Origin of the sequence: Kitasatospora sp. NPDC056076 (assembly GCF_042266305.1) — a bacterium.
Taxonomy (GTDB): Bacteria; Actinomycetota; Actinomycetes; order Streptomycetales; family Streptomycetaceae; genus Kitasatospora.
Map to the genome: position 1 here is coordinate 42,543 of NZ_JBHJWG010000052.1, position 25,579 is coordinate 68,121.

Sequence of the window (25,579 nt, forward strand, 5' to 3'; positions counted from 1 at the left end):
GTCGCCCGCCGGAGAATTCACGGCATGACTCGACAGCCGCTGCTCCTCCTCGACGTGGACGGACCCCTCAACCCCTACGCCGCGCCGAGGCTGCGGCGGCCGGACGGCTACCGGACGCACGAGCTGATGCCCACCTGGTGGGCCGATCGGCAGACCAGGCGCTCCGCCGACGGCGAGGCGAAGCCGTTGCGGGTGTGGCTGAACCCGGCGCACGGGCCGGAACTGCTGGCGCTGCCGTACGAGTTGGTGTGGGCGACGACCTGGATGGACGAGGCGAACGCCCTGATCGGCCCGCGCCTCGGGCTGCCCGAACTCCCCTACGTCCGCTGGACGGAGCTGTTCGGCGAGGACCCGGACGGGCTGCACTGGAAGACGAAGGACGTGGTGGCCTGGGCCGCCGGGCGGCCGTTCGTCTGGGTCGACGACGAACTCGGGCCGCAGGACGCCGAGTGGATCGCGGCGCACCACCCGGGCCCGGCGCTCACCCTGCACGTCAACCCCCGGGTCGGCATGCTCGCCGGCGACTTCGCGACCCTGCGGGACTGGGCGGCCGCCGCATGACCGGGTCGCCGTTGCTCCTGATCGACGTGGACGGGCCGCTCAACCCCTACGCCGCACCGGACTCCCGCTGCCCCGAGGGCTACGGCACCCACCGGCTGCTGCCCGAGTCCTGGGTCGCCCGGCACGCTCCGCAGCCGCGCGAGCAGGTCGAGCCGCTGCGGGTGTGGCTGAATCCGGCGCACGGTCCGGAACTGCTGGCGCTGCCGTACGAGTTGGTGTGGGCGACCACCTGGATGGACGAGGCGAACACCTTCATCGGCCCGCGCCTCGGGCTGCCCGAACTCCCGTACGTCCGCTGGACCAACCTGTTCGGCGAGGGCGGGGAGGACCCGGACGGGCTGCACTGGAAGACCAGGGACCTGGTGGCCTGGGCCGCCGGGCGGCCGTTCGTCTGGCTGGACGACGAACTCGGGCCGCAGGACATCGAGTGGATCGCGGCGCACCACCCGGCCGAGGCGCTGCCGCTCTGGGTCGACCCCCGGGCGGGGCTGCGGGACCTGCACTTCGCGGCCCTGCGGGAGTGGGCGGAGGACGCGGAGTGCTGAGCGGCGGATCCGCGGGCGAGCTGGTCGGCCGGGTCGAGCGGCTGCGGCGCTACCCGGTCAAGTCGCTGCTGGGGGAGGACCTCCCGGCGGCCGAGGTGTCCACGCGGGGCCTGGCCGGGGACCGGGCGCGTGCCCTGCTCGACCTGGAGACCGGACGGGTGGCCAGCGCCAAGAACCCCCACCGCTGGGCCGGACTGCTCGACTACTCGGCGACGGCCACGGCGGACGGCCGGGTGGCGGTGACCGGCCCGGACGGGCGCGCCGCGGGCGAGGCGGAGCTGTCCGAGGCCTTCGGCCGCAAGCTCGCCCTGATCGCCGAGCGCCCGCCCGGCGCGGAGGTCGAGCGGGCCGTCCCGGAGGAGGTGCTGGCGCGCGGGATCGAGGCGGAAGTGCCGGTGACCGTCAACGAGTTGGGGCGGGCCGCACCGGACGGCGGGTTCTTCGATTTCGCCCCGCTGCACCTGATCACCAGCTCCACACTGCTCGCCTTCGGCGTCGAGGCGGAGCGCTACCGGCCGAACCTGGTGCTCCGCACCGAGGGCGAGGGATTCGTCGAGAACGCCTGGGTGGGGCGGGAGTTGACCGTCGGGGAGAGCCTGCGGCTGCGCATCGTGGCACCCACTCCACGCTGCGCCGTCCCCACCCTGCGGCACGGCCCGCTGCCGCGTCGGACGGAGGCGCTGCGGGGCCCGGCCGCACGCAACCGGCTGGTCCCGCTGGCGGGCATGCCGGCGCTGCCCTGCGCGGGGGTGTACGCCCAGGTGCTGGCGCCGGGGGCGATCCGCACCGGCGACCCGGTCAGGCTGGACTCAGCGCCGCCTCCAGGGCGCTGAGGAACCGGTCGGTGGTCTCCTCGTCCCGGACGGCGATCCGCAGCCAGTCCTCGCCCAGGCCGGGGAAGGTGTCCCCGCGCCGGACGGCGAAGCCGAGCTCGCGCAGCCGCGCCCGGACCGCCGCCGCGCCCGGCAGCCGGACCAGGACGAAGGAGGCGGCCGGCTCGCCGTGCAGCCGTACGGTCGGGAAGGCGGCCAGGCCCTTCACCAAGTAGTCGCGCCACAGGGTGAGTTCGGCGGCCGCCCGGTCCGCCTCGGCGAGCGCCGCCGGGCCGCTGCACACCTCGGCGGCGGCCAGCGCCGGGGTGGAGACCGGCCAGAGCGGCTGGGCGGCGCCGAGGGCGGCGATCAGCGGCGCCGGTCCGAGCGCGTAGCCGATCCGCAGTCCGGCCAGGCCCCAGGTCTTGGTGAGGCTGCGCAGGACGACGACCCGGCCGGGGAGGTCCCGGGCGGCGGCGAGGGACTCGCGCTCCCCGGGCACGGTGTCCATGAACGCCTCGTCCACCACCAGGGTGCGCCCGGGGCGGGCGAGCGCGGCGACGGCTTCGGCGGGGTGCAGGACGGAGGTCGGGTTGGTCGGGTTGCCGAGGACGACCAGGTCCGCCTGCTCGGGGACGGCGCCCAGTCGGAACCCGTCCCCGGGGGAGAGCAGCACCCGGTGCACCCGGTGCCCGGCGTCCCGCAGTGCGGCCTCCGGCTCGGTGAACTGGGGGTGCACCACGACGATGTGACGTGCCGTCAGAACTCGGGCGAGCAGCACGAAGGCCTCCGCGGCCCCCGAGGTGAGCAGCACCTCCTCGACCGGGCGCCCGTGCCGGGCGGCCACCGCCGCGCGGGCGGCGCCCTGGTCGGGGTAGGCGGCGAGGGCGCCGAGGGTCGCGGCCAGGTGCTCGCGCAGCCAGGCGGGCGGGGTGCCGGTGCGGACGTTGACGGCGAGGTCGACCAGGCCGCTCCCGTCGGCGCGCACCTCGGCGTCGCCGTGGTGGCGCAGGTCGGGCTCGGGGCTGGTCCGGTCGGTGGCGGTCATGCGGGGACCCCGTCCGTGTCGGCGGGCAGGCCGGGCGCGCCGGGCAGGCCGGGCACCCGTAGGAGCTCGTACGCCCCGGCGGGCACGGTGAGCCCGGCGCCGTCGCCCAGGGCGACCAGCGCGACGGCGTGCCCGTGCGCGGCGAGGGTGGCGGCCGCCCCGGCCGGGTCGACCGCCCGGCCGGCCCGGTCGGTCGCCACCCCGGCCCGGTCCAGTACCGCGCCCCGGGCGTTCCGCACCGTCCCGGGCTCCGGCAGTACGACCTGTCGCGTTCCCGGCCGGAGCAGCGCGGCCACCGCCTCGACGTCCGCCGGCCGGCCCACCACCACCGAGGCGCGGCGCAGCTCGGCCAGCGCGCGCGGCACCAGCAGGTCGTGGGCGCCCGGCCCGAGGCCGATCAGCGCCAGCCGGCCGCGCACCGCCGCCCGGGCGATCGCGATCGTGGCCGTGGCCGACTTCCGCTTGGGGACGACGAGTTCGCCGCCGTCGGCGCCGGCCAGGGCCGCCGCCTCGGCGACGCTCGCGGTGCCGACGGCCGTGCCGACCGCCGCGGACGGGTTCGGCACGGTGAGCCGGGCCAGGGCCTCGGCCGGGTGCTCGTCGACCGGCACGTTCAGGCAGCGCGCGGCCCATCGCACCGCCGGGTGGTCGGCCTTGCCGGTCACGGTGGCGATCCGGGCGATCGCCGAGCGCAGGTAGCCGGTCTCCTTGAGCACGTCCGTCAGCAGGCGCATGGCGTCGGCCGATCCGGTGCCGCTGCCCGCGCCGATGCCGACGACCAGGGTGCGCGGGACGACCAGGAGGTCCTCGCCGTCCGGGTCCTCGCGGTCGGTGACCCGCAGGACGGGGGCGTCCTCGGGCGCGTCCGGCCGTACGTTCGGGGGCAGTGCGGGCAGCGGGTACGCCACCTCGGTGACCAGCCGGACCGGCCGGCCGTCCGCCGCCGCCTCCGCCGCCTGGCCGGCACCGGCCCGGCGGTACCGGACGGCGTGCGGGGTCAGCACGTCGAGGGGGTTCCCGGTGTCGGCCGGGCTCCCAGGAGCGGGCGGGTTCCCGGGGTCGGCCGGGCTCCCGGGGGCGGGCAGCGGGCCGGTGAACACCGGGGTGACGCCGAGGGCGCCGGCCACCTCCTCGGCCAGCTCCACCGCGGAGTCGGAGTGGGTCAGCGGGATCACCCAGCGCCGGCCAGGGTCCACGCAGAGCACCTCGGCGCCGCGCGGGACGTCGACGCGGGGGTCGGTCAGCAGGCCGACGACGGCGGCGAGCGATCCGACGGCGATCACCTGGCGGTGGCGGTCGAGGGCGAACTGCATCGCCTCCGGTCCTTGGACGCAGTTGCCGCGCGAGGCCCGGTAGGCGTGGCTGCTCTCCGGCCAGAGCTCCTGCAGCTCGTCGGTCAGCGGGCGGCCCGGCCCGTAGATGGCGACCAGTCCGATCACGTACCGCACTCCTTGCCGTCCCCGGCCCGGTGCTCGCGGGCCCCCGTGATCCCACCACGGGCGGTGGAGGGGGGTCAATCGCGGCGGGTGTGACCTGCGCCGTGGTTCCCGGCAGCTGCCCTGCACGGTGTGGTCCGGCGTCCGGTTGCTCCGTACCGGGACCGCCTCGCAGCTGTTCGTCTGTTCTTCACTTCTCTTGTGCGGTACACGACACGCCGCGATCCTACTGTTCTCGGCGCTCCCGCCCCGGAAGCCCCGACCCCCGGAGGACCCCATGGCCTTCGCACGACCCCGCACCCCCGGCACCCCCACGGCCGGCCCGCGCCCCGCCCGTCGCCGCAGGCTCCGCCCGATCACCGCCCTCGCCACCGGCCTCGGCCTGGTCGCCGGCTCGCTCGGCCTGTGGGCCGCCAGCGGCGACGCGGCCGCCGACACCGCCGCCGCCCTGCCCTCGCCCGACCACATCGTGGTCGTGATGATGGAGAACCACGCCTACTCGCAGGTGATCGGCAGCTCCAACGCGCCGTACTTCAACAACACCCTGGCGGCCGGCGGCGCGACGCTGACCCAGTCCTACGCGCTCACCCACCCCAGCCAGCCCAACTACTACATGCTGTTCTCCGGCAGCGCCCAGGGCATCACGGACGACAGCTGCGTGGACGTCGGCGCGATGCAGCAGCCCAACCTCGCCTCCGAGCTGCTCGCCGCCAACCAGACCTGGGCCAGCTACAACGAGGGCCTGCCCTCGGTCGGCGCCACCGACTGCCGGGTCGACAACTACGCCCAGAAGCACAACCCGTGGTTCGGCTTCGGCAACGTGCCCACCTCCACCGCCTACGGCATGGACGCCTTCCCGACCGACTTCACCACCCTGCCGAAGGTCTCCTTCGTCACCCCGGACCTCTGCGACGACATGCACGACTGTTCGGTCGGCACCGGCGACACCTGGCTGCAGAACAACCTCGACGCCTACGCCCAGTGGGCCAAGAGCAACAACAGCCTGCTGGTGGTGACCTTCGACGAGGACAACAAGCTGTCGGGCAACCGCATCCCGACCCTCGTCTACGGCGCCCACGTCGCCCCCGGCAGCTCCACCTCCACCCGGTACAACCACTACGACGTGCTGCACACCCTGGAGGACCTGGCCGGCGTCAACGCCCACGCCGGCAACTCCGCCGGGGCCTCCGACATCACCGGCATCTGGAACTGACGCCCGTGTACATCGCGGACTCCCGCAGCTCGAAGGCCCCCGTCGCACCGGCCACCGGCCAGGTGCGGCGGGGCGCCGCCCTGCGCTCGGTGCCGGGGGCGGTCCTCGCCCTCGGCGCGGTCAGCATGGTCACCGACGTCTCCTCGGAGATGGTCAACGCCGTGCTGCCGCTCTACCTGCTCACCGGACTCGGCCTCTCCCCGCTCGGCTTCGGCCTGCTCGACGGCATCCAGAACGGGTTCAGCGCCCTGGTCCGGCTGGTCGGCGGCCACCTCGCCGACCGCCGCGGCCGCGACGGGGCCGCCCGGCACAAGGCCGTCGCGGCCGTCGGCTACGGGCTCTCCGCGGTGTGCCGGCCCCTGCTGCTGTTCGTCCACACCGTGCCGCTGATCGGCGCCGTCATCGCCGTCGACCGCACCGGCAAGGGCCTGCGCACCGCCCCCCGGGACGCGATGATCTCGCTGGCCACCGAACCCGCCCACCGCGGCCGGGCGTTCGGCGTGCACCGGGCGATGGACACCGCGGGCGCCCTGCTCGGCCCGCTCACCGCCTTCCTGGTGCTGCGGCTGGCCGGCAGCCCGCTGCTCGCCGACGGCGGCGAACGGCACGGCTACGACGCGGTGTTCACGGTCAGCGCCTGCGTCGCGGCGCTCGGCGTGCTGATCCTGCTGCTGTTCGTGCCGAACCGGCAGACCGGCGAGGCGCCGTCGACCGCCACCCCCTCGCTGCGCAGCAGCCTCACCCTGCTGCGCCTGCCCGGACTGCGCCGGCTCACCCTGTGCGCCGTCCTGCTCGGGCTCACCACGGTCAGCGACTCCTTCCTCTACCTGCTGATCCAGCGCCGGCTCGGCCTGTCCGTCACCCTGTTCCCGCTGCTGCCGCTGGGCACCGCGGCCGCCTTCCTGCTGCTCGCCGTCCCGTTCGGCGCGCTCGCCGACCGGATCGGGCGCCGCCGCCTCTTCCTGCTCGGCCACGGGGTCCTGCTGCTCGGGTACGGGCTGCTGCTCTCGCCGCTGCGCGGACTGCCCGCCGTGCTCTGCGTGCTGCTGCTGCACGGCTCCTTCTACGCGGCCACCGACGGCGTGCTCGCCGCCGCCGCGGCCGACGCCGTCCCCGCCGCCCAGCGCGGCGCCGGGCTCGCCCTGGTCGGCACCGGGCAGGCGCTGGCCCGGTTCGCCTGCTCGCTGCTGTTCGGCGCGCTGTGGAGCGCGGTGGGCGGGTCGACCGCCCTCGCCTGGTCCGCGGGCGCCCTGGCGCTGTGCGTGGCCGGCGCGGCGGTGGTGCTGCGCCGTTCGGAACCCGTCGTCGTGGAGCAGAGCGTGGAGGAGAGTCCGTGAACCCGCAGAACAACCGCAGCCGGGTGCTCGTGCTGCTGATCGCCGTCCTGGTGCTCGGTGCGGTCGGCACCGGCGCCGTCCTCTACGCCGCCGACCGCAGCTCCGAACGGGACCGCGCCCAGGCCGGCGGGCCGGCCGTCGAACCCGGCCCGGTCTCGCTCCGAGTGCCGACCAGCGGAAGACAGTTGCTCTTCCGCAACATGGCCTGGGGGCCGCACCGGGACGAGATCACCAGCGTCCCCGCCGACCACCCCGACGGCCCGCGCACCGCCTCCGGCACCCAGTGCCTGCGCTTCCACGCCGCCGCGGGGACCGGCATCTGCCTCCAGGCCCAGCACGGCGCGCTCGACGACACCTACCGCGCCGTCGTCCTGGACGACCACCTGCACGAGCGGCGCTCCTTCCCCGCCGCCGGCATCCCCACCCGCTCCCGGGTCTCGCCGTCCGGGCACCTCGCCGCCTGGACCGTCTTCGTCAGCGGGGACTCCTACGCGGGCTCGGACTTCTCCACCCGCACCTCGATCGTCGACGTCCGGGACTGGAACCTGCGGGAGAACCTGGAGGACTTCGCCGTCGTCAAGGACGGCCACCCGTACCAGGCGCACGACGTCAACATCTGGGGCGTCACCTTCGCCGACGACAACACCTTCTACGCCACCCTCGCCAGCTCCGGGCAGACCCACCTCGTCCGCGGCGACCTCGCCGCCCGCACCCTCACCACCCTGCACGACAACGTCGAGTGCCCCTCGCTCTCCCCGGACGGCACCCGCATCGCGTACAAGAAGCGCGTCCCCGGCCTGTCGCCCGACGCCCCCTGGCGGCTGTACGTCCTGGACCTCGCGACCGGCACCGAGACCGCCACCGCCGAGCAGCGCAACATCGACGACCAGGCGCTCTGGTCCGACACCGGGACGCTGGTGTACGCCCTGCCCGGCGACTACGGCGCCGACCTGTGGACCGTCCCGGCCGACGGCTCCGGTGCCCCGCGGCTGGTCACCAAGGCCGCCGTCGCCCCCGCCTACCTGGGCTGAGGAACTCTCCGCTAGCGTCCCACGTCGAGCAGAGTGCGACGTCCCGACCCGAGGTGCCGGTCGGACGTCCTGATCGAAGCGGGGGAACGAGCAACCGTGGACGGCATCCCACCCGAGCGCGTGGTCACCGACTCCTGGCCCGCCCTGCACGGCCGACCGGTCCTGCGGCGCACCGTCGCCGTCGGACTCGTGCTGTGCGTGTCCGCCGGCGCCGCCCTGATGGTGCGCGGCGTCAACGCGCTCACCGTCGGCCGGGTCGGGCGGGAGACCGACCGGGACCGCGCCGAACGGCTGGCGGGCCTCCACCCCTCCCAGCACCCAGGCGCGGGCCGCTACTACGTCCCGGTCGGGGCCGTCTACACCCGTACCTCGGACGGCGCGCCCGTCGCCTACCTCCACTACCGCCTCGGCGGCGGCAAGGAGCCCGGGCTCGGCGACTTCCTGCGCACCTACGACCTCCCGGCGCCCGGACCCGCCGCCCCGCTGCCGCCGGACCTCGCGGCCGCCCTCGGGGGCGACGAGCCGTCCGAGGCGCCGGAGCTGCCGGAGCCTGCGGTGGAGTCGGCGGGGTCGGTGGGGGTGGCGGGGTCGCTGGGGGAGTCGGGAGCGCCCTCGCCCGTGCCGTCGGGGTCCGCGTCGGCCTCCGCCCCCGCTGCCGTGGTGGCCCCCGGGGCGGGCGTCGCGCCGATGGCCGTCGCGGCGGATCCCGCCCCGGCCGATCCCGACCCGGACGGCTCCGGGGGCGGCGTCCCGGAGGCCGGTGCGGACGCCGGTACGGACGACGGGGCCGAGGACGGCTCCGGAAGCACCGGCGGCGCGGGCGGTACCGCGCACGTCCCCGAGGACAGCACCCCCGACCCGGTCCCCACCCCGACCTGGACGCCCACCACCAGCCCGTCCGCCGTCCCCACCCGGGCCCCGTCGGCCCGCCGGATCTACGTGGCCGCCGTCCCGGGCGGACTGCCGGGCGCCGCCGACATCTACATCCGCGCCACGGGCTGAGCCCGGGTACGTCCGTGCCCCGCCGGCCGGTGGCCGACGGGGCGGGGACGGGAGCGCAGGGTGCGGGCCCTCAGCGGGCGACCGCCGGTGCCCGGCGCTCGGGGGCGGTGGCGGGGACGCGGGCCGAGGCGGCTGCCGGGGCGGGGAGTGGCGAGGCGGGGGCCGGCGTGGTCCGGCGGGCCGGGGCCTGGCCGATCAGCATCGCGCCGAGCGCCAGCACCAGCCCCAGCACCTGCCACGGGGTGAGCGTCTGGCCGAGCACCACCAGGCCGCCGACGGTGGCCACCACCGGGTTGACCAGCCCCAGGAAGGACACCGGACCGGCGCCGAGCCGCTCGATGCCGCGGAACCACAGCACGTAGCCGAGCGCGGTGCTGAGCAGCCCGAGGTAGGCGAAGCCCGCCAGGTTGGCGGTGCTCAGGGCCGGCGGCGCGCCCTCGACCAGGGCCGCCAGCGGGACGAGGAAGACCGAGCCGGCCAGCAGCTGCCAGGCGGTGAGGTCGATCATGGTGGCGCCCTCCGGGCGGCCCCAGCGGCGGGTCAGCACGGTGCCCGTGGCCATCAGGCCGATCGCGGTGACCATCGCGGCGATGCCGATGCCGTCCAGCTTCGCGCCGCTCTTGAGCACCAGCAGCGCCACCCCGGCGACCCCGACCAGTCCGGCGAGCAGCGCCCGCCGCCCGGGCCGGACCCGGAGCACCCCGACCGAGAGCCCGGCGACCAGCAGCGGCTGGATCGCCCCGATGGTGGCCGCCACGCCGCCGGGCAGGCGGTAGGCGCCGACGAAGGTGAGCGGGAAGAACAGTCCGATGTTGAGCATCCCGAGCACCGCCGCGCGCCCCCACCAGCGCCCCTTGGGCAGCTTGCGGCCGATCAGCAGCAGGAGCAGCCCGGCGGGCAGCGCCCGCAGCGCGGCGAGCAGCAGCGGGCGGCCCTCGGGCAGCAGCTGGGTGGTGACCAGGTAGGTGGTGCCCCAGGCGGCCGGGGCGAGTGCGGCTGTGACGGCGATCCCTGCGCGCTTGCGGTCCATGGCGGTTCCCAATCCCCTCAACGTTGACTATCTGAACGTTGAGATATTTCTACGCCCGGGATCGGCGAACGTCAAGTATGTGAATGTTAAGATATCTGCACCGGCAGCAGCCCGGCCGTCCGAGGGAGATGACAGAGCATGCAGCAGCGCGACACCGTCGACGACATCGCCGAGCAGTGGGCCAGGAACCGCCCCGACCTGCCGCTGGAGGCGATGGCCCTGATCGGCCGGCTGCGGCGGCTCAACGTCCGGGTCGACAACGCCCTGCGCGAGTACTTCCTCACCTGCGGGCTGGACCCCTCCGAGTTCGACGTCCTCGCCACCCTCCGCCGCTCCGGCGAGCCCTACGAACTCAACGCCCGCGCCCTGCTCAAGTCCGCCATGGTCACCTCCGGCGCCATCACCAACCGGGTCGACAAGCTCTCCGCCAAGGGCCTGGTCGAGCGCAACCCCTGCCCCACCGACCGCCGCGCCGTCCTGGTCCGCCTCACCCCGGCCGGCAAGGACCTCATCGACGCCGCCCTCCCCGGCCACATCAGCAACGAGGAGAGCCTCCTTACCGCCCTCGACGCCGACGAGCGCGCCCAGCTCGACACCCTGCTCCGCAAGCTCCTCGTCGCCCACGGCGACACCGAGCCGCTGGGCTGACCGCCGGGTCGTTCGCGTGACCACCACCTCCCGGCCGCGTTAACCCATCGGGACGACGCGCCGGAGGAGAAGGCCGATGAAGCACAGGACCCCCAGGGACATCGCCGTCGACGACCAGCTGCGGGCCGCCGGGGCGGAGGGCGCCCAGTGGCTCGCCGCCGCCGGGTGGGGGCCGCCGGTGCAGGTGCCGCTGCAGAACGCGGCCAAGTGGCAGCGGGAGACCAGGGAGCGGATGCTCGCCGCACAGGAGGACGAGTCCTGCACCTGGTGCGACCACCTGCTGCACGGCGGCCCGCAGCCCGTCGTCGTCCACGCCGAGCACCCCACCCACCTGGTCTGCCGCGCCTGCTCGATCACCGCCCGCCCCCACCGCCGCTGCGCGGACTGCGGCGAGCCGGCCCGGTCGGCCTCCCCGCTCGACGGCCGCGAGGACGTCTGCATGGGCACGGTGGCGATCTACACCCGCCTCCGCTGCCCCGCCTGCCACCGCAGCGACCCGATCAACGGGACCTTCGGGAGCGGCTGGTGAAGATCCGTCAGGTGATTGCGACCAGCGCGTAGCGCTCGTCCGTCACCGGGCCGCCCCACAGGGCCGCGTCCCCGGTGAGCGGCTCGACACGCAGCTCCGCGACCAACGGGCGGACCGCCGCGGCCAGTTCGTCGGCGCCCACGCCGCCGCCCCAGGGCAGCCGCTCCGCCCCGGCGACGTACGGGGCCGCCTGCTCGCCCGCCTCGCGCCAGCGCCCCTCGACCAGCACCAGCCGCCCGCCCGGGCGCAGCAGCCGCACCCAGGCGCGCAGCGCCCGTTCCGGGTCGGGCAGGGTCCAGGCCAGGTGCCGCGACAGCAGCACGTCGAAGCCGCTCTCCCGCACCGGCGGCGCACCCGCGTTCCCCACCAGGAAGCGCCCGGCCAGCCCGGCCGCCGCCAGCTTCGCCCGGGCCCGCGCGACCATCCGCGGCGCCAGGTCCACCCCCGTCACCCGGTGCCCGTCCGCCGCCACCAACTCGGCCAACGACCCCGTCCCGCACCCGACATCCAGCACTTCCACCGCCCCGCCCGGCAACCACCCCCGCACCCGCCGCGCCCACGCCTCCCGCACCACCGGCGCCCGCAACCCGTGGTCCGGCTCCTCGTCGAAGACCGCCGCGGCCGCGTCCCAGTAGTCGGGGATGGCCCGCCCTGAGTCCGTCATGCCGCCCATCCTCCCGATCCCCACTGACAATCCGGCCCGGCTCCACCCGCGCCAGTCGTGGTCCCCGTCGCGGCGGTCGCCGTGGGCGGGCCGGAGTTCCATCGTGAACTTGGCTTATCGCGGGGGAAGTTCACGGTGGGCGGCGAGTTGCTGGTCCCGTGGCCACTGACGGTCCCGGGGTGGGCGTCGCGCGGTGCCGTGCTGGTAGTCGTCCAGTGCCGCCGAGATCCTCAGGCCGCCGGGTGGAGGGCGGGGGGCTGCCAGTCGTAGAGGGTGCCGGTGCGGCCGAGGAGGGTGCGGGCGGGGAGGAGGCCGGCCAGGGTGAGGGCGGTGGTGCGCAGGAGGGTGGCGGCGGGGGTGCGGAGGGCGACCAGGCTGCCGGTGCGGCGGGAGGCGGTGACGACGGCGGTGGTGCGGGGGAGGCGGGCGGCGGTGTAGGCGGGGAGGGCGGTGGCGGGGTCGCCGGCGGGGGTGAGCAGCGAGGCGAGGACGACGGCGTCCTCGATGGCCTGGCAGGCGCCCTGGCCGAGGAAGGGGCACATCGCGTGGGCGGCGTCGCCGAGGAGGGCGACCCGGCCGTGGTGGTGGGCGGGCAGGGGGTCGGCGAGTTCCCGGACGTCGTTGCGGAGCAGCCGGTCCGGTTCGGCGAGGGCGAACAGCTGGGGGACGGGGGCGCACCAGTCGCCGAAGAGCCGCCGGAGTTCGGCCGCTTCGTCGCCGGCGCGGGCGCCGGCCGGGGCGAGGGCGGCGCCGTAGACGTAGACCCGGTCCTCGGCGAGCGGGACGATCCCGGCGAGGCGGCCGGGGCCCCAGACCTCGCCGGCGGCGGCCGGTCGAAGACGGGCCCCGGGCGTGACGATGGCGCGCCAGGTGGTGAATCCGCTGTAGCGCGGGCCGGGGTGGTGGGGGAAGAGCAGGCTGCGGGTGGCGGAGTGGATGCCGTCGGCGGCGACGACCAGGGCGGCCGCCCGGTCGCCCTCGCGGGTGCGGACGACGGCGGGCCGGTGGTGGTCGCCGGGGTCGGTGACGGTGGCGGGGGAGTCGGTGCGGACGGTGCCTTCGGGCAGCGCGTCGACCAGGGCGGCGATGACCTCGGCACGGGCGACGGCGGCGACGGAGTCGCCGAAGCGGGCCCGGACGGCGGCGCTGGTGGTGCGGACGAGCCAGCGGCCGGAGGGGTGGCGGATGCCGACGGCGGGGTGGTCGGTGGCGCGGGCGCGCAGCCGGGGGCCGACGCCGAGGAGGTCGAGGGCGCGCAGGGCGTTGGGGGCGAGGGCGAGTCCGGCGCCGACGGGTTCCAGGTTCGCGGCGCGTTCGTGGACGGTGACGGGGACGCCCTGCCGGTGGAGGGCGAGGGCGGCGGTGAGGCCGCCGATGCCGCCGCCGATGACGATCGCCTGGTGCTGGCCCATGGGGGGCTCCTGTTCTCCCACGCTCTCGGCCACTACAGCTGTAGTGGCCACTGCTCGGCACCGTACTACACATGTAGTGGGCCGTAAACTACGGCTGTAGTGAGTTGGGTAGTCCCCGAGGAAAGGCCATGATCGGACCCATGACGCCCCCGCGCCCGACCCTGATCGCCGACGCCGCCATCGACCTGATCGCCGAGGCCGGCCTGCGCGGACTCACCCACCGCGCCGTGGACGACGCCGCCGGCCTGCCCGCCGGCTCGACCTCCAACCTTGCCCGGACCAGGGCCGCCCTGCTGGAACTCGTGCTCACCCGGATCGTCGAGCGGGAGACCGTCGACCACCCGGTCTTCACCGAGGGCGAGCGCCCCCGGGCGGCCGCACCGGCCCGTGCGCTGCTGGCCGAGGTCGGCGCCGAGGTGCTGTTCCAGGCGCTCACCAGCGGCCGCAGGCTCACCCTGGCCCGCCTGGAACTCGCCCTGGAGGCCACCCGCCGGCCCGAACTGCGCGTCGTCTACGACCGGTTGGGCGCCCGCTTCGCCGAGCTCGGCGCTGTCCTGCTCGCCGCCGCCGGCTCCACCGACCCCGAGGGCGACGCCCGCCGGCTGATCCGCTGGTGCGACGGAGTGCTGTTCAACGCGACCGCGGGCAGCGGGCACTGGCACGTGCCGATGCCGGAGGAGCTGCGCGCGGAGATCGACCGCTACCTCGGCGCCCTGCTGGACCGGTAGCTCCGCCCGCGGGCCGCATCGGCCCTATACTCCGTGTGCTCGATCAGCCAGGGGGAAGCATGCTGAGCACGCTGGACGTCGTCGTACTGCTCATGATCGGTGCGGCGCTGCTGTTGCGGATGGCGACGCTGCCGGTGCTGGTGCGTGCCCAAACGGCCACGCGCCGAAGGGCATTGGCCGCGACCGGCGCGGATGCGAGCGCGGGCGCGCCGGGCGGGGTCGGCGCCACCGTCGGCGAGTTGGTGCTGGGCCTGCTGGGCATCGCCGGGGTGATGGTCTTCCTGTCCGCCAACGTCGCGGGCAGCATGGTCTTCAAGGGGCTGGGGCAGCCGTTCCAGCCCTCCAATGCGAGGTACCTCGCCTACCCGACGCACACGGACTTCGACCTGATGCGCACGGTGTACATCGCCGTCTTCGTCCTCGGTCTGCTGCTCTGCCTGCTGCTCGGCTACCTGACCCAGCGCAGGCTGCTGACCGCTGACCTGCCTCCGCAGATCTGGTCGGCCGGTGCGACCCAGGCCCGGATCGTCGGCCTGCTGGTGGTCCGCGCGGTGCTCGCGGTGTTCGTCCTGCCGGCCGCCCTGGTCGTCCCGGCCCTGGTGTTCCAGCTCGTCGCCCACTTCGTGAGCCGCAGGCCCAGGCAGGTCGGGGCGGAGCCGGGGAGTGCCCCGGAGGCCGGTGCTGCCCAGGCGTTCCAGGCGTACCTGGACGCGCAGAACCCGTACGCGCCCACCGCCCAGCCGCCGCAGGGCCCCTACGTCCCCCCGCAGTTCACCCCGCCGGCCCCGCCCGCCCCGCCGATGCCGCCCGTGGTGCCGCCCGTGGTGCCGCCGGTGGCGTCCGTCCCGCCCGTCGGCAGTCCGCTGGGCGCGCACGAGCCCCGGACGATCGGCGGCTACCAACTGCTCGGCCGGATCGGCTCCGGCGGCATGGGCACGGTCTACCTCGCCCAGCGCCAGGGCTCCGCGACCCAGGTCGCGCTCAAGACCATCAACCCCGAACTCCTCGCCGAGGGCGACCTGTTGCGCCGCTTCCAGCGCGAGGCCGAGGTGCTGGCGATGGTCCCCGGTGCCTACACCGCCCGGGTGCTCGACACCGGTGTGGACGCCGGTCGCCCGTACCTGGCCATGGAGTTGCTGGACGGGCGCCCGCTCGACGCCCATCTGCGCGAACAGGGCCCGATCCGCTCCGCCGAGGCGCTGAACGCCCTGGCCCTGGCGCTGGCCGTGGCGCTCTCCGGGGTGCACCGGCTCGGCCTGGTGCACCGGGACCTCAAGCCCGCCAACATCATGCTGACCACGGCCGGCCCGCGCCTGCTGGACTTCGGCATCGCGGCGATCGTGGACGGCACCCGGCTGACCGCCACCGGCGGCGGCCCGGGCACCCTGACGTACATGGCGCCGGAGCAGTTCGGCGACGAGCGGCCCGGCCCGGCGGCCGACGTGTGGGCCTGGGCGTGCTGCGTGGTCTGCGCGGCGTACGGCGTCAGCCCGTTCGCGGCGACCAACACGGGCGCGGTGATCCGCCGGATCGTGGAGAGCGGGCCCGAGCCCGCCGCCCTGGCGGCGGTCCAGGCCCTCGACCCGAGGCTCGCGGCCGTCGTCGCCCGTGCCCTGGCCATCGACCCGGCCGCCCGCCCGGCGGACGGCACGGCGCTGCTGGCTGCGCTCGCGGTGGCCCGGTCGACGACGCCGGATCAGGCGGCCGTCCACGAGCAGATCACCCGCGGCTGGCAGACGCTGGCGCTCTGACCCGGGCCCGGGGTCGGTCGGCCAGACCGCTGCGCCGCCCGGGTGGCTTCCGGTCGGCCGTCCGGGTAGCGGCCGGGCCGTTCGGGCGGCACGAAACATCCGCTCACGAACGACCGGCCCGTGTCTCACCAGGGAAGCAGCCGTTTCACCCGGATCAACACACGCGATCACGGATCGTAGTCATCGACCGGTGGGTGTGATGGGATGCGCCCCGGCCACGAGGCCATCCCGGAACCGACCTCGGAGACTCCGTTGCAGCGACCCATCACCGTCAAGAGCTCCCTCGCCCTGGCCGCCGCGGCGCTCACCGTCGGCGTGGTCGCCGCGCTGAGCATGCCGGCCGTGGCCGACACCCAGCCCCAGGCCGGCACCCACCGCTCGACCAGGGCGGCGAACGTGCCGGACGTCGAGTTCGACTACACCGGCTCCGACACCCTGTCCGGGACTCCGAAGCTCGGCGTCCCCTACGGCAACCGCGCCAAGGTCAAGGACGTGAACGGGAACCAGGTCGGCACCGCCTACGGCAACTGCGTCAAGGACCAGGTCGGCTCGACCCAGGACCAGCATCTCTGCAGCACCGTGATCAAGTACGACGACGGCAAGCAGATCGCCCTCACCAGTGTGCGGCCGATCGCCCATGCGGGCGCTGCACTCCAGGAGTTCGACGCGATCGTCACCGGCGGCACGCTCGCCTATGAGGGCCTCACCGGCACCGCCCGCTTCACCCCCCGCAGCGCCGAGGTCTACGAGGTCTCCTTCAGCTGACCGCCCGGACCGCACCCCGCGCCCCTCGACCCCGCTGCCGGGTCGAGGGGTGCGTGGTGTGCGGGTCGAAACGCACCCGGCCCTACCAGCCGCAGACCAGCGGCTAGCCCGCGACGCCCACCGTCACCTCGGCCTCGTGCCGCACCGGGAAGTTCACCGAGTTGGCGATGAAGCAGCCCCGGTTCGCCGCCCCGTGCAGGCCGAGGGCCCGCTCCACCATCCCCGGCTCGGCGACCTCGACCCGCGGGTGCAGCACCACCGAGGTGAAGCGCACGCCCTCCTGGGTCACGGTCATGGTGCCCGCCGGCCGGTCCGCGTACGAGGTCACCACGACCCCGTTCACCGCGCACTGGTGCAGGTACGACAGCAGGTGGCACTGGGCGAGCGAGACCAGCAGCAGTTGCTCCGGGTTCCAGCGGGCCGGGTCACCGTGGAAGGCGGGGTCGGCGGAGCCGAGGATGCCCGGCAGGCCCTCGACCGACACCTCGACGTCGCGGGAGTAGGCCCGGTAGTCGCTGGTGCCGGTGCCCCGGTTGCCGGTCCAGTGGAGCTCGGCGCTGTACTCGTACTGCCTGGCCATGGGGGTGCCTCCGTGGGAAGGGGGTGTCCCCGGACAGTCAACCGCAACGGGCCGCCCGCGCGGGGCTCATCCGGCGGCCGCGACACGGGCGAGGACGGCGTCGGCGCAGTCCGCCACCGAGGCCTGCGAACTGTCGACCACCAGGTCGTACGCGACGCCCTCGTGCACCGCCGACGCCTGGGCGGCGGCCATCCCGGCGACCCGGTCGCCGCGCGCGGCCTCGCGGGCCGCGGCCACCGCCGGGTCGCAGCGCACGCCGACCCAGAGCACCTCCAGGCCGTCCAGCGCCGCGCGCCACCGCTGCTGGGAGGCGGCGCCGCCGAGGAACACCTCGTCGACCAGGACCGGGGCCCCGGCCCGGGCCATCGCGGCCACGCCGAGCGTCCAGGCGGCGTCCAGCCGGGCGAAGGCCGGCCCGACCTCCACCGTGCCGTCCCCGTCCGTCAGGCCGCCGATGCCCTCCTCGCCGCCGAGCAGCCACGGCGGCAGCGCCTCCACCATGGTGTCCGCGCCGAGGTGCAGCCACGGCCCCGGGAGCAGCTCCTGCAAGCGCCGGGCGATGCTCGACTTCCCGGAACTGGAGCCGCCGTTGAGAACGATCACATCCATGCGCGCATCCTAAGGAGGAGGGCCCTCAGGACGCCCCGGAATTGAACGCCGCCGCCGCTCCCGCGAACGACTCCGCCACCCCGGGTGCCCCGGCCCAGTGCAGGTGCAGGTACGAGGCGTGGACGTTGCCGCCCGCGAACCCCTCCGTCCGCGGCCCGGTCGGCAGGCGCCAGCCCCAGGCGGGGTGTTCGCCGGCGCCCGGTTCGCAGACCGTCCGGTGGAACTCGTGCCCGCGCAGCCGGGTGCCCGCCGGGGCGAGCGGGGAGTCGTGCAGGGCGACGGCCTCCCGGTAGCCGAGGGTGAGCCGCTCGGTCATCCGGGCGTCGGTGTCCAGTACGCCGCACATCGGCAGTCCGTCCAACTCCCGTCCCAGGTAGAGCAGTCCGGCGCACTCGGCGGCGATCGGGCCGCCCGCCGCCGCGAAGTCGGCGATGGCCCGCCGCAGTTCGGCGTTCCGGCTCAACTCCCGGACGTACAGCTCGGGGAAGCCGCCGCCGATGACCAGTCCGGCGGTGCCCTCGGGCAGCATCGAGGCGTGCAGCGGGTCGAACGGGACGACCTCCGCACCCGCCGCGCCGAGCAGCTCGGCGTTCTCGGCGTACGAGAACGAGAAGGCCGCACCGCCCGCCACCGCGATCCGCGGCCGCCCGCCGACCGGCGTGACCTCCGCCGAGGCATCCCACGGTTCGGCGTCCAACTCCGGTGCGGTACGGGCGAGTTCCAGTACGGCGTCCAGATCGACCGAAGCCGCCACCAGGGAGCCCATGTCGGCAACGGCCTGCAAGGCCTCCGCCGAGCGCTCCACCGCCGGGATCAGCCCGAGGTGCCGGGACGGCGTGGCCACCGCCGCCGAGCGGCGCAGCGCGCCCAGCACGGGCACCCCGGAGCCCTCCTCCAGGGCCTCGCGCAGCAGGTGCTCGTGCCGGTCGGAGGCGACCCGGTTGAGGATCACCCCGGCGAGCCGCACCTGCGGGTCCCAGGAGGCGAAGCCGTGCACCAGCGCGGCCACCGAGCGGGACTGCGAGGAGCCGTCCACCACCAGCACCACGGGGGCCCGCAGCAGCTTGGCGACGTGCGCGGTGGAGGCCAGCTCCCCGCGCCCGGAGGCCCCGTCGAACAGGCCCATGACGCCCTCGACCACGGCGACGTCCGCCCCCGCCGCGCCGTGCAGGAACAGCGGCGCGATCCGCTCCGGCCCGCACATGAAGGCGTCCAGGTTGCGGCCCGGGCGCCCGGCGGCGAGCGCGTGGTAGCCCGGGTCGATGTAGTCGGGGCCGACCTTGTGCGGCGACACCGCCAGCCCGCGCGCGGCGAGCGCCGCGATCAGGCCGGTGGCGACGGTGGTCTTGCCGGCGCCCGAGGAGGGCGCCGCGACGACGAGGCGGGGGACGTTGTTCAAGAGGTCACCACTCGATACCGCGCTGGCCCTTGCGGCCGGCGTCCATGGGGTGCTTGACCTTGGTCATCTCGGTGACCAGGTCGGCGACCCCGGTCAGCGCCTCGGGCGCGTACCGGCCGGTGATGACGACGTGCTGGCTGCCGGGGCGGTCCTGGAGCACCGCGACGACCTCCTCCGGGTCGATCCACCCCCAGTGCATCGGGTAGGTGAACTCGTCCAGCACGTAGAAGCGGTAGGTCTCGGCGGCGAGGTCGCGCTTGACCTGCTCCCAGCCCTCCTTGGCCGCCTCCTCGCTGGTCATCTCCTGCTCGGCGGAGCGCTGGATCCAGGACCAGCCGGAGCCCATCTTGTGCCAGTCGACGGTGCCGCCCTCGCCGGAGGCGCCGAGCACGCGCAGCGCGTTCTCCTCGCCGACCTTCCACTTGGCGGACTTCACGAACTGGAACACCCCGACCGACCAGCCCTGGTTCCAGGCCCGCAGCGCCATGCCGAAGGCGGCCGTGGACTTGCCCTTCCCGGGGCCGGTGTGCACGGCGGTGATCGGCTGGGTACGGCGCTGACGGGTCGTCAGGCCGTCGTCGGGAACGCTCTCGGGGACACCCTTGGGCATGTCGGCTCAGGCCGCCTTTCGGATCGAGGTGGAGACGGGTCGGTTGGCGCGGACGAGCGAGGCCACGCCCTCCGCGCGCAGCTCGTCCAGGCTGACGGCGCTGCCGCCGAGTAGCCCGGCCAGGGTGCGGGCCAGGCCCAGCCGGACCGGCCCGGACTCGCAGTCCAGCACCACGCTCGCGGTGCCCTGGGCGGCGAACAGGGTGGCCGCCCGCTGGGAGCGGGCGAGCGCGTCCCGCCCGCCGGTGGCCCGGCCGTCGGTCACCACGACCAGCAGCGGGCGCCGGTTCGGGTCGCGCAGCCGCTCGACCCGCAGCACCTCGTGGGCGCGCAGCAGGCCGGCCGCCAGCGGGGTGCGCCCGCCGGTGGGCAGGGTCTCCAGCCGGGCGGCGCCGACCTCCACCGAGGAGGTGGGCGGCAGGGCCAGTTCGGCGTCCGCGCCGCGGAAGGTGATCATGCCGATCTTGTCCCGGCGCTGGTAGGCGTCCATCAGCAGCGACAGCACCGCGCCCTTGACGGCGGTCATCCGCTGCCGGGCGGCCATCGAGCCGGAGGCGTCCACCACGAACAGCACCAGGTTGGACTCCCGTCCCTGACGCACCTGCTCGCGGAAGTCGTCCTTGTGCAGCACCAGCGCCCGGCCGGCCCGCCCGCGCGCCACCTGGTGCGGCGCGGCGGCCTGGAGGGTCGCGGTCAGGTGCAGCCGGCTGAGCGCGCCCTGCGGGCGGCGGGCCCGGACGGTGTGCCCGCCGGTGGTCTCGGCGGGGGAGCGGCGGCCCTGGGCGCCGTGGCCGGTGCCCTGCACGGTGAACAGCCGCGTCCGGTACGGGTCCCCGGCCGCGACCGGCGCCGACTCCCGGGCGGGGGAGGGGTGCTGGGCCGGTACGGGCTGCGGCTCGGGCAGCTCGGTGTCCGTGGTCGCGGGCTCCGGGGCCGCGCCGTCGGCCGGCTCGGGCGCACCGCCGCCGTCGGGGCCGCCGTCACCCGGGCCGCCGTCACCGCCGCCGTCCGGACCGTCCCCGTCGGGCTCCGGCCCGTCACTCTCCGGCTCCGGATCCGGCTCGACCTCCGGCTCCTCCGGCTGGGCGTGCTCCTCCAGTGTGCGGTCCAGCTGCTCCTCGTCCAACCCCGGGGCGTCGAAGGGGTTGCGGCGGCGCCGGTGCGGCAGGGCGAGCTGGGCGGCCTTGCGGACGTCCTCCTCCAGCACCTCCGTCCGCCCGGCCCAGGCGGCCAGCGCGACCGCGGTGCGGGCCATCACGATGTCCGCGCGCAGTCCGTCCACCTCGAACGCGGCGCACACCGCCGTGATCTGACGCAGCGCCACATCCGTCAGCTCGACCTTCGGGAGCAACTCCCGCGCCGCGGTGATGTGTTCGGCCAGCTCCCGCTCCTCCGCCGCGAACCGGTCGGCGAAACCGGCCGGATCGGCGTCGTAGGCGAGCCGGCGCCGGACCACCTCGGCACGCTCGGCCGGCTCCCGGGTGGCGGCGATCTCGACGGTCAGGCCGAAGCGGTCGAGCAGCTGCGGCCGCAGCTCGCCCTCCTCCGGGTTCATGGTGCCGACCAGCAGGAACCGCGCCGCGTGCCGCACCGACACGCCCTCGCGCTCGACGTAGGAGCGGCCCATCGCGGCGGCGTCCAGCAGCAGGTCCACCACGTGGTCCTGGAGCAGGTTCACCTCGTCGATGTACAGCACGCCGCGGTGCGCCTTGGCGAGCAGGCCGGGCTCGTACGCCTTGACGCCCTCGGCCAGCGCGCGCTCCAGGTCGAGCGAGCCGACGATCCGGTCCTCGGCCACGCCGACCGGCAACTCGACCAGCTGCGACGGCCGTTGGTGGCTCCCGAAGGTGGCGTGCGGGCCGTCCGGGCACTGCGGGTCCGGCCCGGCCGGGTCGCAGGCGAACCGGCAGCCGTCCACGACGGCGATGGCGGGCAGCAGCCCGGCCAGCGCGCGCACCATGGTCGACTTGGCGGTGCCCTTCTCGCCGCGCACCAGCACGCCGCCCACGGCCGGGGAGACCGCGTTCAGCAGCAGCCCGAGCCGCAGGTCGGCCATCCCGACGATCGCGGTGAACGGATAGCGGACCTCACTCATGCGTCACTCCCAGGTGCTCCGGGCAGGAGGAACGGCAGCGATCCGGCCGCCGGCACCCCGCCCTCGATCAGCTTCCACAACGCGTCGGTGTCCGCGTGCTCCTCGATCAGGTCGCCCAGCCGGTCCAACCGGGCCTCGCGTGCCACGGCGAACGAGGTGTCCGGCGCCGCTACGAACGCCCGGCCGGCCAAGTCGGCGACCTCGCGCAGGAGTTCACGGCGGAAGCCGTCGTTCTCCAGCGCGCCGTGCCAGGTGGTGCCCCAGACCGAGCCGACCCGGCAACCGTCCAGGAAGGGAACGCCCCCCTCGACGGCCACCACCCCGTGGTGGATCTCGTACCCCTCCACCCGCTGCCCGTACGCCTCGCCGACCGGCCGCGCCAGCACCTTCTCGACGCCGAAGCGCACCCGGGTCGGCAGCAGCCCGAGTCCGTCGACCACACCGGCCTTCGACTCGACCTCGTCCTCGATCGAGTGCGCCAGCATCTGGTAGCCGCCGCACACCCCGAGCACCGGCCGCCCGGCCGCCGCCCGCGCCTTCAACGCCGGCTCCAGGCCGCGCTCACGCAGCCAGGCGAGGTCCGCCACGGTCGCCCGGGTGCCGGGCAGCACCACCAGGTCGGCGTCGGCCAGCTCCTCCGGCCGGGTCGCCCAGCGCACCAGCACGCCCGGCTCCTGGGCCAGCGCGTCCAGGTCGGTGAAGTTCGACAAGCGGGGGAAGCGCACCACGGCGACCCGCAGCACGTCCGCCCCCAGCGGCCCGCGCCCGTCCACCCGGTCCACCACGGTGGACAGGTCCAGCGAGTCCTCGGCGTCCAGCCACAGGCCCGGCAGCATCGGCAGCGTGCCCAGCACCGGACGGCCGGTCAGCTCGTGCAGCATCTCCAGCCCGGGCGCCAGCAGCCGGGCGTCACCGCGGAACTTGTTGACGAACCAGCCGGCCACGTGCCGCTGGTCCTCCGCCGACAGCAGCGCCAGCGTCCCGTACATCGCCGCGAACACCCCGCCGCGGTCGATGTCCCCGACCACCACCACCGGCAGCGCGGCGGCCGTGGCCAGGCCCATGTTGGCGATGTCCCGGTCGCGCAGGTTGATCTCGGCGGGGGAGCCGGCGCCCTCGCACACCACCACGTCGTAGCGGGCGCGCAGATCGGCCAGGCACTCCAGCGCGCGCTCCAGCAGGACGGGCTTGCGCTCCCGGTAGTCCAGCGCACCCACCTCGGCCACCGGCCTGCCCAGCAGCACCACCTGGCTGCGGCCGTCCGCGCCCGGCTTGAGCAGCACCGGGTTCATCGCCGCCTCCGGCTCCACCCGGGCGGCCTGCGCCTGCATCGCCTGGGCGCGGCCGATCTCGGCTCCGTCGGCGGTGACGAAGGAGTTCAGCGACATGTTCTGCGCCTTGAACGGTGCCACCCGCACGCCCTGGCGGGCCAACCACCGGCAGATCCCGGCCGTCACCACGCTCTTGCCCGCGTCCGAGGTCGTCCCCGCGACCAGCAGTGCCTTGCTCATGCCCCACCCCTCTTCCTCATCAGCATGCGCAGCAGGACGTGCCCCGCGACCGTCGTACCCAGCGCCAGCGCGCCCACCCGCCGGGACAGCGTGCAGGCCCGCTCGATGTCGTCCACCGTCACCGGCCGCAACTCCGCACCCAGGACGGGCCGGTGCTCCACCCGCTCCCCGTACTGCAACGTCCCGCCCAGCCGCACCCCGACCGCCCCCGCGAAGGCCGACTCGGCCTGGCCCGCGTTCGGGCTCGGGTGCGCGGAGCCGTCCCGGCGCCAGACCCGCCAGGCGGTCCGGGGCTCGGGCGCGGCGGCCACCGTCAGCAGGGCCGTCAGCCGGGCGCCCGGCCAGCCCGCCACGTCGTCCAGCCGGGCCGAGGCCCAGCCGAAGCGGGCGTAGCGGGGCGAGCGGTGGCCCACCATGGCGTCCAGGGTGTTCACCGCGCGGAACGCCAGCAGCCCCGGCGTGCCCGCCAGGGCACCCCAGGCCAGTGCGTTCACCACGGCATCCGCCGTGTTCTCGGCCACCGACTCGACCACCGCCCGGGCGATCTGCTGCCCGTCCAGCGCACTCGGATCCCGCCCGCACAGGTGCGGCAGCCGCTCCCGGGCCGCCGTCAGGTCGCCCGCGGCCAGCGAGCGTCCGACGGTGCGGGCCTCCCGGGTCAGCGAGGTGCCGCCGAGCACCGTCCAGGTCGCCGCCGCCGCCAACGCGGCCCGGCCCAGCGGACGGCGCCCGACCGTACGGTCCAGGGCGAGCGCGCCGGCCGCGACCGCACCCACGCACACCGCGGTGTACCCGGCACCGGCTGCCCGGTCGTCGCGCCACAGCCGCCGCTCCAGCCGCCCCGCGGCCGTGCCGAACAGGGCGACGGGGTGGCCGCGGCGCGGGTCGGCGTACCGGGCGTCGGCGGCGTAGCCCACGAGCGCGCCCACCGCGAAGGCCGCGGCCCGGGTCAGCGGGCGCACAGCATCGAGAAGCCGGGGATCCAACCGGGCGGGGCAGCCTGCATCGCGTGGGTGTCCTCACTCAGGGTCCGCGCCCTGGATCGACGTACCGGGGGCGAGAGTCTCCTGGCTTCCGGGTCCGACGCACCCCCGGGCCTTCCAACGGCCCCTGACGGTCCGCCGTGGCACTTTCCGAGCGTGCTCCCCGGTGACAGTGGCGGGACCGCGCCGGACTCGCACCGGCTTCCTCTCCATGCCTCCGTTTGGCCCCAGGATCCCATCACGCGCCCGAACCGGGAGTCAACCGAGGTCACGGAGGGGTTGGTCACACGACGCACCCGCCCCCGCCCTGTGCGATCGCCCAGTACCACCGAGAGCCCGGCGCCCCCGCTTCGTGCGTTCGGCGGCTGGGGCCGCGCCGCAGGCCACGCCTACGGTTCGGCCATGCGCCGCAGAAAGCCCCCCGTCGCCGCCCCCGCCCCGGTGCCGTTCTCGCCGGAGGCCGCCCGGGCCCACCGAACCGGCCTCGGGCTGACCCCCGAGCAGGTCGCCGAGGGCATGGCCGCACACGGCGTCCGACTGCTGCCCGGCCACGTCCTCGCCTGGGAGGACGGCGTGCTGCGCCCCGGCGAGACCGAGTTCATCGCCCTGGCCCGCGCCCTCTGGTGCCCGGCCGCCGCCCTGATGCCCGGCCACCCCGTCAGCCTGCGCGACCACCGCCTCGCCCGGGAACTCCCCCCGGAAACCGTCGCCGAACGGGTCGGCATCCCCCTGCCCACCTACCGCCAGGCCGAACTGACCGGCGACTGGGACGGCGACCCGGACCAGACCCACGCCCTCGCCCAGGTCCTAGGCCTGCGCCTCACCGAACTCGTCGAGGCCACCGGCCGCCGCGAGGCCCTCGACGCCCTGCTCCGCCAGTGCGTGGCCGGCCGCTGGCAACCCCACCTCCGCCCGATCGCCCGCCTCGTCCCCGTCCCCGAACCCGACCTCGCCGCCGTCCTCCCCGTCCTCCACCAGGAACACCACATCCCCTCCCACTGGGGCACCACCACCCACCCCACCACCCCCACCCCACCCCTCACCCCCCGCTTCTGGCACCTCCTCAGCACCCACCACCCCACCATCCCCGTCTGACCGGCACCGCAAGGAGCCGGAAACCCACCTGCACGGGCGCGCGGGCAACGCCCCGCGCCCCCACCACCCCCCTCCCCCCACCACCCGCCCAAGGCGAGAGGGACGCGCTGCGGGAGGGGGCGGTGGAGGGGGTGGGTGCGGAGAGGGGCGTTGCGGGTGATTTTCAGACCGCCCACGGCGCCCAGC

General features: G+C 75.5%; 25 protein-coding genes and 1 riboswitch. Of the genes, 13 read left to right on the forward strand and 12 right to left on the reverse strand.

The window, feature by feature from the left end:
* Positions 1 to 24: 24 nt before the first annotated feature.
* The 3 genes from ACFC1T_RS32305 to ACFC1T_RS32315 are packed head-to-tail and all read left to right on the forward strand — an operon-like array spanning position 25 to position 1,939.
* Positions 25 to 561 (forward strand): hypothetical protein, encoded by a 537-nt coding sequence (locus tag ACFC1T_RS32305; protein ID WP_375894546.1) that lies wholly within the window; start codon positions 25 to 27, stop codon positions 559 to 561.
* Positions 558 to 1,106 (forward strand): hypothetical protein, encoded by a 549-nt coding sequence (locus ACFC1T_RS32310; RefSeq protein WP_375894548.1) that lies wholly within the window; start codon positions 558 to 560, stop codon positions 1,104 to 1,106. Before ACFC1T_RS32305 ends, ACFC1T_RS32310 begins: the two co-directional genes overlap by 4 nt.
* Entirely contained in the window at positions 1,100 to 1,939 is an 840-nt protein-coding gene (locus ACFC1T_RS32315) for an MOSC domain-containing protein (protein WP_375894551.1), read from the forward strand. Before ACFC1T_RS32310 ends, ACFC1T_RS32315 begins: the two co-directional genes overlap by 7 nt.
* Here ACFC1T_RS32315 and cobC read toward each other — a convergent pair.
* Together cobC and ACFC1T_RS32325 are read right to left on the reverse strand one after the other, a co-directional pair.
* Positions 1,905 to 2,966, reverse strand: a complete 1,062-nt coding sequence (gene cobC / locus ACFC1T_RS32320; protein WP_375894553.1) for an Rv2231c family pyridoxal phosphate-dependent protein CobC — start codon at positions 2,964 to 2,966, stop codon at positions 1,905 to 1,907. The genes ACFC1T_RS32315 and cobC overlap by 35 nt on opposite strands.
* Positions 2,963 to 4,405: a cobalamin biosynthesis protein gene (locus tag ACFC1T_RS32325; RefSeq protein ID WP_375894556.1), complete on the reverse strand. Its 1,443-nt coding sequence runs from the start codon at positions 4,403 to 4,405 to the stop codon at positions 2,963 to 2,965. Before ACFC1T_RS32325 ends, cobC begins: the two co-directional genes overlap by 4 nt.
* A gap of 274 nt (positions 4,406 to 4,679) precedes the next feature.
* Between ACFC1T_RS32325 and ACFC1T_RS32330 the strand changes: the two genes are divergently transcribed.
* From ACFC1T_RS32330 to ACFC1T_RS32345, 4 genes are all read left to right on the forward strand, one after another.
* Positions 4,680 to 5,615 (forward strand): alkaline phosphatase family protein, encoded by a 936-nt coding sequence (locus tag ACFC1T_RS32330; protein WP_375894559.1) that lies wholly within the window; start codon positions 4,680 to 4,682, stop codon positions 5,613 to 5,615.
* Positions 5,616 to 5,620: 5 nt separating this feature from the next.
* The gene (locus ACFC1T_RS32335) at positions 5,621 to 6,952 is read left to right on the forward strand and encodes an MFS transporter (protein WP_375894562.1); all 1,332 of its coding nucleotides are present in this window, start codon (positions 5,621 to 5,623) and stop codon (positions 6,950 to 6,952) included.
* Entirely contained in the window at positions 6,949 to 7,983 is a 1,035-nt protein-coding gene (locus tag ACFC1T_RS32340) for a TolB family protein (protein WP_375894565.1), read from the forward strand. Before ACFC1T_RS32335 ends, ACFC1T_RS32340 begins: the two co-directional genes overlap by 4 nt.
* Positions 7,984 to 8,079: 96 nt before the next feature.
* The gene (locus tag ACFC1T_RS32345) at positions 8,080 to 8,985 is read left to right on the forward strand and encodes a hypothetical protein (protein WP_375894568.1); all 906 of its coding nucleotides are present in this window, start codon (positions 8,080 to 8,082) and stop codon (positions 8,983 to 8,985) included.
* 70 nt (positions 8,986 to 9,055) lie between these two features.
* Here ACFC1T_RS32345 and ACFC1T_RS32350 read toward each other — a convergent pair whose 3' ends face one another.
* Positions 9,056 to 10,015, reverse strand: a complete 960-nt coding sequence (locus tag ACFC1T_RS32350) for an EamA family transporter (protein ID WP_375894571.1) — start codon at positions 10,013 to 10,015, stop codon at positions 9,056 to 9,058.
* 138 nt (positions 10,016 to 10,153) lie between these two features.
* On the opposite strand from ACFC1T_RS32350, the gene ACFC1T_RS32355 reads away from it, so the two are divergent.
* Together ACFC1T_RS32355 and ACFC1T_RS32360 are read left to right on the forward strand one after the other, a co-directional pair.
* Positions 10,154 to 10,663, forward strand: coding sequence for a MarR family winged helix-turn-helix transcriptional regulator (locus tag ACFC1T_RS32355; protein WP_375894574.1), 510 nt, complete (start codon positions 10,154 to 10,156; stop codon positions 10,661 to 10,663).
* 76 nt (positions 10,664 to 10,739) lie between these two features.
* Positions 10,740 to 11,192, forward strand: coding sequence for a hypothetical protein (locus ACFC1T_RS32360; protein WP_375894577.1), 453 nt, complete (start codon positions 10,740 to 10,742; stop codon positions 11,190 to 11,192).
* A gap of 7 nt (positions 11,193 to 11,199) precedes the next feature.
* Here ACFC1T_RS32360 and ACFC1T_RS32365 read toward each other — a convergent pair whose 3' ends face one another.
* Together ACFC1T_RS32365 and ACFC1T_RS32370 are read right to left on the reverse strand one after the other, a co-directional pair.
* A complete protein-coding gene (locus tag ACFC1T_RS32365) occupies positions 11,200 to 11,856 on the reverse strand; it encodes a class I SAM-dependent methyltransferase (RefSeq protein ID WP_375894580.1) in 657 nt (218 codons plus the stop codon).
* 230 nt (positions 11,857 to 12,086) lie between these two features.
* Positions 12,087 to 13,268, reverse strand: a complete 1,182-nt coding sequence (locus ACFC1T_RS32370) for an FAD-dependent monooxygenase (RefSeq protein ID WP_375894583.1) — start codon at positions 13,266 to 13,268, stop codon at positions 12,087 to 12,089.
* A gap of 128 nt (positions 13,269 to 13,396) precedes the next feature.
* On the opposite strand from ACFC1T_RS32370, the gene ACFC1T_RS32375 reads away from it, so the two are divergent.
* The 3 genes from ACFC1T_RS32375 to ACFC1T_RS32385 all read left to right on the forward strand — a co-directional run bounded on the left by ACFC1T_RS32375 (position 13,397) and on the right by ACFC1T_RS32385 (position 16,512).
* Positions 13,397 to 13,996 carry a TetR/AcrR family transcriptional regulator gene (locus ACFC1T_RS32375; protein WP_375894585.1) on the forward strand — a complete coding sequence of 200 codons (600 nt, stop codon included), beginning with the start codon at positions 13,397 to 13,399 and terminating at the stop codon, positions 13,994 to 13,996.
* Positions 13,997 to 14,055: 59 nt separating this feature from the next.
* Positions 14,056 to 15,747, forward strand: a complete 1,692-nt coding sequence (locus tag ACFC1T_RS32380) for a serine/threonine-protein kinase (RefSeq protein ID WP_375894588.1) — start codon at positions 14,056 to 14,058, stop codon at positions 15,745 to 15,747.
* Between the two features lie 252 nt (positions 15,748 to 15,999).
* Positions 16,000 to 16,512 (forward strand): hypothetical protein, encoded by a 513-nt coding sequence (locus tag ACFC1T_RS32385; RefSeq protein ID WP_375894590.1) that lies wholly within the window; start codon positions 16,000 to 16,002, stop codon positions 16,510 to 16,512.
* Positions 16,513 to 16,615: 103 nt separating this feature from the next.
* On the opposite strand, the gene ACFC1T_RS32390 is transcribed toward ACFC1T_RS32385, so the two are convergent.
* The 7 genes from ACFC1T_RS32390 to ACFC1T_RS32420 form a co-directional block, all read right to left on the reverse strand.
* Positions 16,616 to 17,092, reverse strand: a complete 477-nt coding sequence (locus ACFC1T_RS32390; protein WP_375894593.1) for an OsmC family protein — start codon at positions 17,090 to 17,092, stop codon at positions 16,616 to 16,618.
* A gap of 66 nt (positions 17,093 to 17,158) precedes the next feature.
* Positions 17,159 to 17,701: an AAA family ATPase gene (locus ACFC1T_RS32395; protein ID WP_375894595.1), complete on the reverse strand. Its 543-nt coding sequence runs from the start codon at positions 17,699 to 17,701 to the stop codon at positions 17,159 to 17,161.
* A 25-nt stretch (positions 17,702 to 17,726) separates the two neighbouring features.
* Positions 17,727 to 19,100, reverse strand: a complete 1,374-nt coding sequence (locus ACFC1T_RS32400; protein ID WP_375894597.1) for a cobyrinate a,c-diamide synthase — start codon at positions 19,098 to 19,100, stop codon at positions 17,727 to 17,729.
* A gap of 4 nt (positions 19,101 to 19,104) precedes the next feature.
* Complete coding sequence (gene cobO / locus ACFC1T_RS32405) at positions 19,105 to 19,710, reverse strand: cob(I)yrinic acid a,c-diamide adenosyltransferase (RefSeq protein ID WP_375894599.1); 606 nt, start codon at positions 19,708 to 19,710, stop codon at positions 19,105 to 19,107.
* Positions 19,711 to 19,716: 6 nt separating this feature from the next.
* Entirely contained in the window at positions 19,717 to 21,804 is a 2,088-nt protein-coding gene (locus ACFC1T_RS32410; RefSeq protein ID WP_375894602.1) for a putative cobaltochelatase, read from the reverse strand.
* On the reverse strand, positions 21,801 to 23,315 hold the full coding sequence (locus ACFC1T_RS32415; RefSeq protein ID WP_375894605.1) for a cobyric acid synthase: 1,515 nt from the start codon (positions 23,313 to 23,315) through the stop codon (positions 21,801 to 21,803). Before ACFC1T_RS32415 ends, ACFC1T_RS32410 begins: the two co-directional genes overlap by 4 nt.
* On the reverse strand, positions 23,312 to 24,277 hold the full coding sequence (locus ACFC1T_RS32420) for a cobalamin biosynthesis protein (RefSeq protein ID WP_375894607.1): 966 nt from the start codon (positions 24,275 to 24,277) through the stop codon (positions 23,312 to 23,314). Before ACFC1T_RS32420 ends, ACFC1T_RS32415 begins: the two co-directional genes overlap by 4 nt.
* 98 nt (positions 24,278 to 24,375) lie before the next feature.
* Positions 24,376 to 24,507, reverse strand: a riboswitch (cobalamin riboswitch).
* A gap of 193 nt (positions 24,508 to 24,700) precedes the next feature.
* On the opposite strand from ACFC1T_RS32420, the gene ACFC1T_RS32425 reads away from it, so the two are divergent.
* Positions 24,701 to 25,393 (forward strand): transcriptional regulator, encoded by a 693-nt coding sequence (locus tag ACFC1T_RS32425; RefSeq protein ID WP_375894609.1) that lies wholly within the window; start codon positions 24,701 to 24,703, stop codon positions 25,391 to 25,393.
* The last annotated feature ends 186 nt before the right edge of the window (positions 25,394 to 25,579 follow it).